A 12,980-nucleotide genomic window follows, 5' to 3' on the forward strand; every position below is an offset into this window, starting at 1 on the left:
ATTCACGCTACCAGAGGAAGAGATCCGAGATGAAGGCCCCGTTGCTCGCCTCTTCCAGGTTGCTCGCCTTGCCCTGGGTGCCGGGGCTTGCCCAGGCCGAGGTGTCGCCGAGGGCGATCACCAGGCCCCGCCCGTAGGGGCGGGCCGCCACGACGGTGAAGTCGCCGCTGACGATCGAACTCACCCGGTAGCCCTCCTGGCCGAGGCTCGAAAGGCGCACGGCGGGCGGCGGGGCAAAGAGGGAGCAGGCTTCGTACAGCTTCAGGCCGCCGCTCACCGCACCGGGGGTCGGCAGGGCGCCGGGGCTCACCGGCACGCTCACCCATGCCGACGGGCTCGCCGTGCCGAGTCGTACCTGGTCCGCGTTGAAGCCGAGGCCGTAGGGGATGGCGATCTTGTTGAGGGCCGCGGGCGAGTAGTCGCCGAAGCCGCCCCACTCGCCCATCAGGACGAGCTTGCCGCCCCCCGCGACGAAGGCGCGCAGGCGCTCGACGGTGGCGTCGGTTGCATAGGCGTCCCTGGGGCTCGAAACCACCCGTACCGCGGCGTCGGCGTCGGCCGAGACGGTGACGAAGCCCTCGCTCGTAAGGCGCGTCTGGAGCGCCGAGAGGGCATTGCCCACGGTGGTGCCCGCGAAGGTCTGGGTGGCGTTCTCGAAAGAGACGGTCTTGGCCGCCGTCGGGGCCGAGACATCGCCGAGGGCCACCTCGCTCGCGCCCACGGTGATTTCCCGGGTCACGGTCGCGTAGCCGGTCTTGGAGACGGAAAGGGTCTGGGCGCCCGCGGGGGCCCCCTTGAGCGTGAACCGGCCGGTGGCGTCGGCGAAGGCGTAGGCCTCGCCCACGCTGATCCGAGCACCCGCGAGCGGCTTGCCGTCGGCGCCGAGGGCGCGGCCCGTCACGTCGCCGCCCGATGGCACAAGCGAGACGACGAGGGTCGGCGGCGCCTGGGGATCGAGGGTGAGGGGCTCGGATAGCTGGGGCACGCAGCCCGGGGCCTCGATCCGGACGCGGTAGCTGCCCTTCTCGAGGGGCTGGAGGGTGAGGTCGAGGCTCGAGGTGGTGCCGTAGGCGAGCGTCGGGCCCATGACCGTCACCCGGGCGCCCGAGACCCGCTCGCCGGATCCGGCCTTGAGGGCGCGCACGGTGAGGCGCCCGCCCGCGATCGCGGTCCCCGACGCGAAGACCTGGCCGGTCCTGGGGTCGAAGACCTGCCGGGCGAAGACGTCCGGCCCCTTGGTGATGGGCTCGAGGGCCACGGGCCCGCCGCCCCAGCAGGCGGTGAGCAAGAGCGGGGCGATCGCCCAGCATCCCTTGAGCCTCATGGCGTGGTCGCCCCGTCGTGCGAGGTGCCGATGAGCGCGGCTTCGGGCTGGACGAGGCCGAAGCCCGCGTCCTCGTTGAAGCCGCCGTTGAGAGGCTTGGCCGAGGCGACCAGGCGCGCACGGACCTGGGCGGGGCTGAGCGACTGGCCGCGGGCCTTGGCATCGGCGACGATCAGCGCCGCCACCCCGCTCACCACGGGGGTCGCCATGGAGGTGCCGCTCTGCACCCCGTACTTCTCGGACTTGCCGTAGTTGATGCTCAGGAAGTAGGGATAGGTCGGCAGAGTCGAGTAGATGCCCCGAGCCGGATCCGAGCTGGAGTCGCCCCCCGGCGCCACCACGGCCTGCTCGGGGCCGTAGTTGCTGTAGGTGGCGACTGACGTGTTGGTGGCGGTGGCCCCCACCGCGATCACCCCGGTGTAGGCCGCCGGGTAGTAGACCTTGGTGTGGTCGTTGCCCGAGGCGATGATGAAGGTCTTGCCCTTGGCGATGCCATCGGCGATCGCCTCGGCCAGCACCGGGCTCGGCGCGGGGCCGCCCACCGAGAAGTTGATGATGTCGGCGCCCGCGTCGATGGCGGCCTTGAAGCCCTTGGCGATGGTGAAGTCGTCGCCGTTGCCGTCGGCGCGCATGACCTTGACCGGCAGGATCTTGGCGCCGGGGGCCACCCCCACCACGGTGCCGTTGCCCGCGAGGATCCCGGCCACGTGCGTGCCGTGGCCGTTGCCGTCCTTGAGGCGAAAGTCCTTGTCGGTGCCGTCCGGCCCGTCGCCCACCTCGTCGATGAACTTCTTGCCGCCCACGTCGGTGCCGCTGACGATGTTGGCGTTCAGGTCGGGATGGCTCGTGTCCACCCCGGTGTCGACCACCGCCACCACCACGTCCTTGCCGGGCGGGGTCACCTGGCTCTTGCTCCAGGCGGTGCCCACGTCGATCCCCCTGTCGGGGCGCAGGTACCACTGGGTGGTGGGCGGGGTGCCACCGCTCTGGTAGGCCTGGGTGTGGCGCAGGTAGTTGGGCTGGGCGTAGGCGATCGCCCCCTCGCGTAAGAGCGCCTGGACCGCGGCCTCCGGCGACTGGCTTTGCAGGCGCCAGCGCTCGGTACCGGGCTTCAGGGCGTCGGTGCCGCTCACGCCGTAGCGCGCGCGCAGCGCCTCGCGCTCGGCTTCGGAGCTCCCGGGCCTGAACTTGACCACGAGCTCCTGGCCGCTGGCCGGGTACGGCGCGGCGCCCGGCGTCGTGACGCCGGCGGGCGGCGTCTGGCAGCCCGCGAGAACGGCGAGCCCGACGCCGAGGGTTAGGAGGTGACGGTGGCGCTGAGGACGCTTGGGCATAATCTCAAGATCCTTGCGGCCGTGTCGGCCGATGACTTGGGGGTGGGGGAGAGCCGCACGCAGCCCTCGGGGGTCTGCGAGAGGATGGGGGTGCCGTAGACCAGGCTCACGAGCGCTGCGCTCGCGCCCGGCGCGAGCTGCACCTCGACGGTGCCGGTGCCCGCGGCCTGAGGCGCCGGCTCGGGGACTGCGGGCATCATGTCGGGCAGGAGGGGCACCGAGACCTTGTGGTTGGGCTCGGCGTACTCGACCAGGCCGCTGGCCTCGTACACCCGTTGCATGGCCTCGACCGTGCGGCTTGCCGGCAGCTTGAGGCGCCACACCTCGATCCCCGAGATCTTGTCGAGGGCCGTGACGCCCTGCTGGGCGTTGAAGGCGTCGATCTGCGCCTGGCTCACGCCGCGCTTGAACTTGACCAGGAGCTCGCCCTCGACGTAGTTGCGCTCGCTGGGGCGAGGAGAGGTGCCGCCGCCGGGAGCGGGCCAGACCTGGGCCACGTAGGGCAGGGTGGAGAAGAGGGTGGCGTAGTCGTCGCGATTGCCGCGCTCGCCGATCCCGAAGCGCCAGGTGTGCGCGCCCTCGGCCTGATAGGCTCCCTTGAGGCCGAGCACGATGTCCACCGTCTTGACGAAGTAGGGGCCCACCTCGGGCGTGAAGCGCACGAGCACCTGGTCGGCGGCGACCGCAGGGGGCTTGGCGTCGGCGCGCGGCTTGGCGCTCACGGCCATGGCCTTGCCGCTGGGCAGGAGCGCGGCCAGCACGAAGGCGCAGGCTCCGAGGAGCAGGATGGGGCGAACAGGGGCCATGCGTGCCTTCCTTTCCGATCTCTATTGTACCCTAGCGCGCCGGAGGGCGGCGCCTGTGGGCGAGGTGCCCGAAACTTACTGGCGGATCTGGGACTGGTACATCGAGAGGTTGACGCTGTCCTCGGAGACGCCGCTCGGCTTGTACTGGGGGAATAGGACGGTCGGGCGGAAGTCCTGGTTCTGGTCCTGGCTGTTCAGCGCGGTCTTGAGGGTGACGCCGGGCTCGTCGGCGGCCAGGGTCCAGCGGTCGATGATCTCGCCCAGGGTGTTGGAGGTGATGAAGTTGGCCGTCACGATCGAGCCCGGCGGCGACTGGTCCTCGGCGGGGGCGACGTACTGCTCGCCGTTGAGCAGGGACTTGAGCTTGATGAGGATGATCAGGCTGTCGCGCTCGACGAACCAGTCCTGACCCTTCTGGAGGTTCTCGGTGTCGGAGAGGATGTCGCGCGGGCTCGACACCGGCTTGGGGTGGCGGCCATGGGTGAGGCGCAGCGAGCCCATCTCGCTCGAGAGCATGTAGTAGTCGGTCCAGGTGACCGGGAACAGCGGGACGGTGCCGGTGTACTCGGGGGTCAGGCGCGGGTCCCGAGGGTTGCTGGTCGGGCCGCTCAAAAAGACGGGCAGGTCCCAGCCGATGAGCGGCTTGACGCGGTTGAGGGGGCCGTAGGCGCGCGGGCCCGCGGGCTGGCCGCTCGTGGGCACCAGGCCGGTCGCGGCGAGCGCCTCGGCCTCGGCGGGGGGGGTGCTGTCCGCCAAGGTGGCGGTGTTGAGGATGACGTAGTACCGGATGTTGGGGTTGGTGGTCTCGAGCGCACCTGTCATCTTGAGCGTCAGGCGCATGATGGGCTCGGGCCTGAGCTTGGTGGCCTCGTTGGCGCAGCCCTCGATTGCTCCGAGCGCCGAGAGGGCTCCGAGCAGGAGGGGGGTGGCGAAGCGCTTGGGGCGTCGCATGGCGGTACTTCCTCGTTCCATAGTGCTTTGACGCGCGGGGGCTCGCGGCGGTTCCATTTTTCGGCCCCTTCCTAGAACGTGCCCGTGCCCAGGCCGAACTGGCTGCCCAGCTGGGCCGGGTCGCCGAGGCTGCCGAACGTCTTGTTGGACAGATTCACGAGGTTGGTCGGGAAGGCGACCATCGCGAGGTTGAGGGTGTAGGCGTCCAGGCGCTTGTTGTAGGTGACCGACAGGATGAAGTCGTGCAGGTCCTTGTTGATGCCGATGCTCAAGAGGTCGTAGCGCTTGAGCGCGATGTCGTACTGGCCCTCGGCCACCAGCGCCCAGTGGTCCTGCCAGGTGGTGCCGGTCTCGAGGGTGAGCTTGTTGCTGAAGGCGCGCCACTCGCCCACGTCCACGCTCCAGACGAGCGTCGAGTCGAAGGACCAGCCCGGCACCATGTTGTCCTGGCCGTAGACGCCGCCGAAGCCCTCTTCGGTGGACTGCACGTGGAGGGTGCTGCTGATGTCCTGCCACTTGCCGGTGCCGAACTCCAGGAACTCCTTGTCGGCGAAGGTGTAGCCGGTGTTGATCGTCATGTTGAGGCGGCGGCTGGGCCGGAAGGTCAGACCGGTGTTGTAGGGCGTGTAGCGCTTGATCTCGTAGTTGTAGCCGAGGGTGTTGTTCCAGTTGAACACCTCTCCTGCCACCGCGTTGGCCGAGCCGTTCAGGGTGTGGTTCTTGGACAGGCTCAGGCTCTCGAACTGCTTGAAGGGGCTGGAGTTGCGCCCCGTCAGGCCGAAGGGCGTCCAGAGGGGGGCCTCGGTGGTCTTGGTCGGCGGGGTGTAGTCCCGGTGGTAGGTCAGGTTGGTGTTGAAGTACTGGGTGAACTCGTTGGTCAAGGCCGCCTGGCCCGTCAGGCGGTACTCGGCGTCACCGGTCGAGTAGTAGCGCTGCTCGTAGCCGGTCGAGCCGAAGTTGAGCTTGGCGCCGAGCCCCAGGTCGAGGGGCTTGGAGGTCAGCTCGCCCAGCATCTTGACGCGGGTGACGGGCTCGAGGCGGGTGGCGGGGTTCCTCGGGTTGCGCTTGGTGACGTCCGGCTCGAAGGCCGAGTCCTCCACGTAGCGGCCGTAGACCCCCGAGACGGTGAAGGGCTGGAACTGCTCGAGGATGGGGTTGCTCGAGATCGAGAGCTCGGGCAGCTTGTCCACGTAGCCGAGGCCCGCGATTGCGGCCAGCTGCTGCTCGGCCGAGGCCGTGGCCGGGATCGCGAGGTTGAACAGCTTGGTGGCGCTCAGCTTGGCGTTGCCCCAGCCCAGGTTCTGGGTGAGGTCGACGGTCTGGGTCAGGCGCTCCTGCAGCGGCTGCGAGGGGTACTGGTTGCGGGTGTGGTCGGTGGTCGAGCTCAGCCGCAGGTCGCTGGTGAACGTCTGGTTGAACTGGAGGTTGCTGTTCTGGGTCGTGGTGGTGGGCACGGTGGTCGGCGCAGGGGCCGGCGTGCCCGGCTGCCGCACGACCACCGCCGGCAGGCTGGCCTGCTCGGTGCGGTTGGTGCGGGCCGTGAAGTTGGTGCCGCCGTAGGTGCCGCCGACGTTGGCGGTGTCGTTGACGGTGCGGCTGTGCGAGAAGTCGAAGATCTCGCGGAAGTTGCGGTTGGCACCGTAGTTGAGGCCCAGGCGGTTGTCCGTCACCCCCGCGTACCAGGCGATGTGGTCGTCGCGGTAGGGCTGGCTCGGCTGGAAGGTCGTCCGGTCGTAGGTCGGGCCGATGCGCCCCAGGTCGTAGAGGTTGCGGTCCTCGTACCACCCGTCGAGGGTCATCTGGCCGAAGAGGCGCTGCTGGTGCCGCGCGCGCCAGTAGTGGTCCTGGAAGAAGTTGGGGTTCGAGGGATCGAGCCGGTGGACGACCCAGGGGTTGCTCGTGGCGTAGGCCTTTTCGAGGTCGGTCGCGCCCGTGCGCCCCGGCACGTAGTCGGCCATGTCCGGCAGGGGCAGGCCGTAGAGGGTGAAGGCCGAGATGGAGTTGGGGGTGTTGTCCCAGACGTGGTCGAAGCCGATGCCGCCGGGCGCCTTGAACTCCAGCCCGTTCAGGAAGACGTTGCCGTAGTGGCGCTCGTTGAGGCGATAGGCCATCGTCGACTTGATGAACAGACCCTCGACGTTGTTCTTGCCCATCGAGACCGAGGACTCGCGGCGCTTGAGCGGGATGTAGAACCAGGGCACCCAGAAGACGGGGCGGTTGTTCATGAAGACCCGGACGTTGGTGCCCATGGCGTAGTCGTCGGGGACGTACTTGATCCAGCCGTTCTCGGTGTGGTAGTGGGGCGTCTCCTGCTTGGAGACGAAGTCGCAGGTGGTGAAGGTGCCTTCCTTGATCTCGAACTCACGCTTGGCGTGCGAGATGAGCTCCTTGCCCGTGATGTAGACGATCTGGCCGGGGGTCTGGGCGGGGACCTCGAGCTTGGCCCCCTGCACGACGGCCTCTTCGGTCTTGAGCTCGTAGCGCAGGCTCGTGCCCGTGACGGTCTGGACCTTGCCGTTCGCGCCCTGCTGCACCATCACGAAGGGGGTGTCGGTCGAGACGATCTTCTCGGTCTGGTTGAACTCGAGGCGGTCGGTGGTGATGACGACCCCCTGCACCTCGAGGCGAACGTTGCCGGTGGCCGTCGAGATGCCGGTCTGGCGATCGCTCTCGACCCTGTCGGCGCGCAGCTTGACGCTCGTCTGCGCCGCGGCCGAGCCAGGGAGCAAGAGTTGAGCGCAAAAAAAAGCGGCCACGGTGGCGAGGGCCACCGCGCGGCTCAGGAAGAGCGGTCGACGCGCCATAGCAGAAACACTCCGACGATGCCGAACAGGAAGTTCTCGACCCACGCGGCGGTGATGGGGTCGAGCATGCCTGCGTTGCCCATCGAGCGGGCGATGGACATGACGATGTAGTAGACGAAGACGGTGGCGATGGTGATGGCGACGCCGATGAAGGTGCCGAGCCTGGCGAAGCGCAGCCCGATGGGGGCCGCGAAGAGGGTGACGAAGAGCGCCGTCCAGGGCAGCGAGAACTTGAGGTAGTAGTCCACCTCGGTGCTCTTGGTGTCCACCCCGCCCGACTTCATGACGTCGATTTGCTTCTTGAGCTGGGCCGAGGTCTGCTCCTGAGGTGAAAGGTCCCCCTGGGTGAAGAAGGTCTCGGGGTTCTGGTCGACCTCCACGTCGTAGTTGGCGAAGGGCTCCTCGACCTGGACGAAGTCCTCCTGGCCGTAGCGGTGGATCACCCCGTCGGTGAGCTTCCAGCGGCGGCCGCTCCAGGTGCCCTGCCGCGCCGAGATGACGACCGGGGTGGTCCCCGTGCGGTCGAAGATCATCACGCTGTACATGATGTTGGAGCGCTGATCCACCTGCTTGACGTAGAAGTAGCGGTTGTCCTGGCCCTTGAAGAAGACGTTGTCCTTGAAGATGGGCTTGGACTGCCGGAGCATGATGGTCCGCACCAGGTCGACCACGTTGCGGTTGGCCCATGGCACCATCTGGTCGTTGATGAGGAAGTTGCCGTAGCTGACGATCACCGACCCGATGATGATGGGGACGGTGATGCGCTTGAACGAGGTGCCGCATGCGCGAAGGGCCGTGATCTCGGAGTCGCGGCTCAGGCGGCCGATGGTGAGCAGGGTCGCGAAGAGGTAGGCCACCGGGAAGGTGATGACCATGATTGCCGGAAGGTTGAAGGCCAGGAGCTTGAGCACCACCGACACCGGCACCCCGGAGTCGACGATCAGCTTGGCGTAGATGTAGAGGAGGTTCGCCAGGTTCATGACGACGAAGCCGAAGGTGCCCGCGATGAAGGGCTTCTGCAGATCGAAGAGGATGTAGGCGTCGATGGTCTTGAGCGGGCGCCAGATGCGCTCGGTCAAGCTCCATACCTGCTTGAGCTTGTCGTTGAACACGGCCACTGGCCCTGCTACCTGCGGTCCACGCGGATCAAGAGCCCGATCCCGATGACGCCGAACAGGACGTTCTGGGTCCAGGCCGCGATCAGGGGCGGGACCGCTCCCGCCTCGCCCAGGGCCTGGAAGGTCTGCATGATCACGTAGTAGAGGAACACCAGGATGATCGAGAGGGCCACGCCGACGTAGGCGCCCATGCGCGAGAAGATCATGCCCAGGGGGGCCGCGATCAGCGCGGCGAAGAAGGTCGCGAGCGGCACCGAGTACTTCATCATGTAGGCGACCTCCATCTTGTGGGTGTCGACCCCGCTCTTCTTGAGGCCCTCGAACTGGCCCTTGAGCTGGTTGGCGCTCTGCTCGCTGGGGTTCAGGTCGTCGCCGAAGTAGCTGGCGTTGCTCAGGTTGAACTGGATGTTGAGGGTGCCGTACTTGATCTCGTGGTCGACGAAGCCCGACTCGTTGTACTTGTGGACGGCCCCGTCCTCCATCTGCCAGATGGAGTTGCCGTCGCCCTGGTTGATCCAGCGGGCGCGCTTGGCCGTGATGACCTGGGGCGGCCCCGCCTGGGTCTGGTCCAGCACGAAGATGTCGCGCATCAGGCCCGTGGTTCCGTCCACCTCCTTGACGTAGAAGTAGCGGTTCTCGGTGCCCTTGAAGAAGACGTTGGGCTTGATGAGGGGCTTGGTGATGTTCGCCTGCAGCTCCTTCTTGATGCGGCTGACCTGGCGGTTGGACCAGGGCACGATCTTGTCGTTGAAGACGAAGTTGCCGACCGAGACCAGGACGGCCCCCGCGATGATGGGGGCGATGATCCGCTTGAAGGAGATCCCGGCGCCCCGCAGGGCCACGATCTCGAAGTCCTTGGTCATTCGGCCGATGCCCAGGAGGCTCGCGAAGAGGTAGGCCACCGGGAAGGTGAGCACGACCATGGACGGCAGGGTGAACAGCAGCAGCTGGATCACCGACCCGGCCGGCGCGCCCGCCGAGAAGATCAGGTCGGTGAACTGGCTCAGCGTCACTGAGAGCATGATCAAGATGAAGGACAGGACCCCGAAAACGAAGGGCCTGAGCATTTCCCCCATCACGTACCGATCGAGAATTCTCACTGCGAGATCCTTACATAGTCGCCAGAGTGCCCATGTTAACACACATGATGATAGAATCCCCTTCATGACAGACCCATCGATCGCAACCCTTCAGGCAGCCTCCGCGCGCGTTCCAGGCCGCCTGGCCGCTCGCCTTCGCACCGGCTTCGTCGCCTTCTCGTCGGGTGCCGTCCTGAGCTTCGCCTTTCCCGGCTGGGACGCAGGGTTCCTCGCCTGGTTCGCGCTGGTGCCCTTCCTGGTGATGCTGCTGCAGCCGCGCTCGGCGCGCTCCTATGCCTGGCTCGGCGCGGCGTTCGGCGTCGGGTTCTTCGGCGGGGTCAACTACTGGCTGCTTGCCATGCACCCGCTGACCTGGCTCGGCCCCGGCATGACCATGACGCTGAGCCTCGCCGTCGTGTTCCTGGCATGGAGCCTGCTGGCGCTCATCCTCTCGAGCGGATCGATCGCGGCCTTCACCGCCGCGGGCCTGACCATGCGCGCGCTCGGGAAGAAGGACCGGCTCGGGGCCTGGGCGGCGGTGCTGGTGCCCGTCTGCTTCTGGGTGGCGATGGAGTACGTCCAGGCCAACGGCGTGTTCGGCTACACCTGGAACATGCTGGCCTCGACCCAGTACCGGACCCTGCCCCTCCTGCAGTCGGTGGCGCTGTTCGGCCCCTTTCCCCTCTCGGGCCTGATCGTCGCGGTCAACGCCGCGATCGCCTGGGGGATCGCCCGGCGAGAGTGGAAGCCCCTGGCTGCGACCCTCTCGGTGGTGGTCGGCCTGTCGGGCTTCGGCCTGTGGTGGATGAACCGGCCGGTCCCTGGCGCGCCCGTGCCGGTCGCGGTCGTCCAGGGCAACGTCTCCCAGACCGAGAAGTGGCAGCGGGGCAACGAGGTCCAGATCCAGGACCGGTACTTCGACCTGTCGCGCAGGGTGAGCGCGGCCAAGCTCGTCGCCTGGCCCGAGTCGGCGCTGCCGGTGCTCCTGAGCAACACCCCGGCCCTCTACGATCGCTTCGCCGCCGAGGCCAAGGCCAGGGGCCAGGCCTTCCTGACGGGCACCTTCAACTCCACGACCGGCCCGGACGGCTTGCCGCGCTACTACAACGCCACCACCATGTTCGGCCCCGACGGGCGGAACCTCGGCTGGGACGCCAAGAAGCATCTGGTGCCCTTCGGCGAGTACCTGCCCTGGCGCAACACCCTGCCTGCGATCTGGGCCCAGACCTTCGCCCAGCTGAACCTCATGTCGGTGGACATGACGCCGGGCGAGCGCCCTGCTCCCTTCGAAACCGCCTTCGGCCGCGTCGGGTCAAACGTCTGCTTCGACTCCATCTTCCCCGACGTCATGCGCGACACGGCCCGCGCCGGGGCCGAGATGTTCGTGCTGGTGACCAACGACGCCTGGTACAAGAAGACCATGGCCCTGCAGCAGCACCTGGCGCACGGGGTCCTGCGCGCCGTCGAGAACCGCCGGCCCTTCCTCCAGGCGGCGAACACCGGAGCCTCCGCCGTCGTCGATCACACGGGACGGATCGTGGCCAAGGCCCCCACCTGGGAGTCCGCGGCAGTGATGGCCGAGGTGCGGCCCGTCTCCGACAAGACCCCCTACACCCGCTTCGGCGACTGGCTGTCGTGGGTGCTGATGGCCACGGCGGCGGCCTTCATGGTCCGGGCCGCTCGCCCGATATCCAAGGCGTAGGAGGCTAGCGGCGGTGCTGAAGGCGATCCTTGCGAACCTCAAGAAGACCTGGCCGGTGCTCGCGGTGCTGGTGCTGGTGCTGGGCGCGGGCAGCTGGTACCTCAAGCAGCAGCCTCACGTCCAGAGCCCGATCCTGCCCACGGCCCTGACCAAGATGGAGCCCCACATCGAGCTGGCATTCCAGGATGTGACCATGCAGGGCCGCGAGAAGGGGACCGTGCGCTGGCGCATCGCCGCCAAGCAGGTCAAGGCCTCCCAGAACCAGCAGTACATCTACTTCGAGCAGCACCCCCGCGGATCCTTCTACAACGTGAAGGACTGGAGCCAGAAGGAAGGGGAGCCGCCCAAGAACCAGACCGTGGACTGGACGGCCGACAAGGCCGAGTACGACAGCCTCATGGATGAGATGACCATGACCGGCAGCGCCAGCTTCGTCACCGAGAACCAGGATCGCCTCAACACCGATCACGTCCGCTACCGGGCCAAGCTGCACCAGGTCCTCATGGAGAAGCCCGTCGAGCTCAGGACGCACGACCAGCTGGTGATGCGCTCCCACGAGGCCACCGCCGACACCCAGATGGAGAACGTCCAGCTCTTCGGGAACGTCGAGCTGATTTCCCCCTTGAAGGGCGAGGAGAATCCCCTGTGAACCGGCGACTGATCCCGGCGCTTCTGGCGCTCACCGTGCTGCTCGCGGCCCCGCCGGCCTGGTCGGCCCGCAAGCCCGCGGCGCAGACTCCCGAGGCCTTCCCCACCCTCCCGCCTGCGCCCTCGGTGCCGGCAGGCGCTCCGCCCATCCCGCCGCCCGTGCCCGGCATCGGCGGCTGGGGCGCGACCCCCACCCCCAAGCCCAAGCTCGCCCCGCTCAAGCCGGGGGCGGTCAAGGGGGCGGTGCGCATCCTGTCCCAGAGCCTGTCCTACGATCGCAAGGCGTCGCTCGCGATCCTGGAAGGGGCGGTCAAGATCTTCCAGGACGACATGACCATCGAGACCGAGAAGCTGCGCCACGACTCCAAGGCCAAGGTCTCGTACATCGAGGTGCCCTTCAAGCTCGTCCAGACCAAGCCCGACGAGCCCACCACCACCCTCAACGGCAAGAAGATGACCTTCTTCCACAACGAGAAGCGGGTCTTCGTGGACGGGGAGGTGCGCCTCTTGCGCGCGGGCAACCCCGCGGCCCAGAGCGCGGGGGGCGCCAAGAAGGAGAAGCTCAAGGCCGCCCTCAAGCGCGAGGACACCAACATCAACTCCGACAAGATGACCTACTGGACCCAGAAGAAGGACGCGGACTTCGTGGGCAACGTGCTCGCCTTCCAGAAGGAGAAGCGGGCCGAGGGGAACCACGCCTTCCTGGACAACACCCGCAAGAAGATCTTCATGGACGGCAACGTCGTCCTGACCCAGATCAAGGGCGACTGGCTGGTCCGCGAGGGCATCGTCGACACCAGCAAGCCCGACCCGGAGCGGGACAAGGCGATCAAGGAGAAGACCGTCGCCACCGGCGACAACCTCGAGATCGACCAGGTGACCAACGACTCGATCCTCACGGGTCAGATCGTCAAGATCGACCAGAAGGACCGCCACGCGACCGGCAAGCGCGCGGTGTTCAGCGACAAGGACCAGACCATCACCCTGACCCAGGACGTGAAGATCCGCCGGGAGTCGGGGGACTGGATCAACGCCGAGCGCGCGGTCTTCCACACCGACAACGACAAGTTCGAGGCCTTCGGCGGCCAGGGCACCCAGGTCGAGACCGAGTTCAAGCTCGACGAGGAGAACAAGTAAGCGAAAGGGCCGACCCTCGAGGGTCGGCCCTTTCGCTTACTTGTTCTCCTCGTCGAGCTTGAACTCGGTCTCGACCT

10 protein-coding genes are annotated in these 12,980 nt (G+C 67.4%); 3 read left to right on the forward strand and 7 right to left on the reverse strand.

Annotated features, from left to right (window positions below; translation table 11 throughout):
* Positions 1-7: 7 nt before the first annotated feature.
* The 7 genes from V6D00_02825 to V6D00_02855 all read right to left on the reverse strand — a co-directional run bounded on the left by V6D00_02825 (position 8) and on the right by V6D00_02855 (position 9,437).
* A complete protein-coding gene (locus V6D00_02825) occupies positions 8-1,324 on the reverse strand; it encodes a carboxypeptidase-like regulatory domain-containing protein (protein ID HEY9898094.1) in 1,317 nt (438 codons plus the stop codon).
* On the reverse strand, positions 1,321-2,658 hold the full coding sequence (locus V6D00_02830) for a S8 family serine peptidase (GenBank protein HEY9898095.1): 1,338 nt from the start codon (positions 2,656-2,658) through the stop codon (positions 1,321-1,323). Before V6D00_02830 ends, V6D00_02825 begins: the two co-directional genes overlap by 4 nt.
* Complete coding sequence (locus V6D00_02835) at positions 2,622-3,464, reverse strand: hypothetical protein (GenBank protein HEY9898096.1); 843 nt, start codon at positions 3,462-3,464, stop codon at positions 2,622-2,624. Before V6D00_02835 ends, V6D00_02830 begins: the two co-directional genes overlap by 37 nt.
* A gap of 75 nt (positions 3,465-3,539) precedes the next feature.
* Complete coding sequence (locus V6D00_02840) at positions 3,540-4,415, reverse strand: hypothetical protein (protein HEY9898097.1); 876 nt, start codon at positions 4,413-4,415, stop codon at positions 3,540-3,542.
* A gap of 71 nt (positions 4,416-4,486) precedes the next feature.
* Positions 4,487-7,219 (reverse strand): hypothetical protein, encoded by a 2,733-nt coding sequence (locus V6D00_02845; protein ID HEY9898098.1) that lies wholly within the window; start codon positions 7,217-7,219, stop codon positions 4,487-4,489.
* Positions 7,195-8,337 (reverse strand): LptF/LptG family permease, encoded by a 1,143-nt coding sequence (locus V6D00_02850; protein ID HEY9898099.1) that lies wholly within the window; start codon positions 8,335-8,337, stop codon positions 7,195-7,197. The genes V6D00_02845 and V6D00_02850 overlap by 25 nt, the downstream gene beginning before the upstream one ends.
* Before the next feature lie 8 nt (positions 8,338-8,345).
* Positions 8,346-9,437 carry an LptF/LptG family permease gene (locus V6D00_02855; protein HEY9898100.1) on the reverse strand — a complete coding sequence of 364 codons (1,092 nt, stop codon included), beginning with the start codon at positions 9,435-9,437 and terminating at the stop codon, positions 8,346-8,348.
* Between the two features lie 64 nt (positions 9,438-9,501).
* Between V6D00_02855 and lnt the strand changes: the two genes are divergently transcribed.
* The 3 genes from lnt to V6D00_02870 are packed head-to-tail and all read left to right on the forward strand — an operon-like array spanning position 9,502 to position 12,903.
* Positions 9,502-11,118 carry an apolipoprotein N-acyltransferase gene (gene lnt, locus V6D00_02860; protein ID HEY9898101.1) on the forward strand — a complete coding sequence of 539 codons (1,617 nt, stop codon included), beginning with the start codon at positions 9,502-9,504 and terminating at the stop codon, positions 11,116-11,118.
* A gap of 13 nt (positions 11,119-11,131) precedes the next feature.
* Positions 11,132-11,767 carry an LPS export ABC transporter periplasmic protein LptC gene (lptC, locus tag V6D00_02865; GenBank protein ID HEY9898102.1) on the forward strand — a complete coding sequence of 212 codons (636 nt, stop codon included), beginning with the start codon at positions 11,132-11,134 and terminating at the stop codon, positions 11,765-11,767.
* A complete protein-coding gene (locus V6D00_02870; GenBank protein ID HEY9898103.1) occupies positions 11,764-12,903 on the forward strand; it encodes an LptA/OstA family protein in 1,140 nt (379 codons plus the stop codon). Before lptC ends, V6D00_02870 begins: the two co-directional genes overlap by 4 nt.
* The last annotated feature ends 77 nt before the right edge of the window (positions 12,904-12,980 follow it).

It is taken from the genome of Pantanalinema sp., assembly GCA_036704125.1.
GTDB lineage: Bacteria > Cyanobacteriota > Sericytochromatia > S15B-MN24 > UBA4093 > JAGIBK01.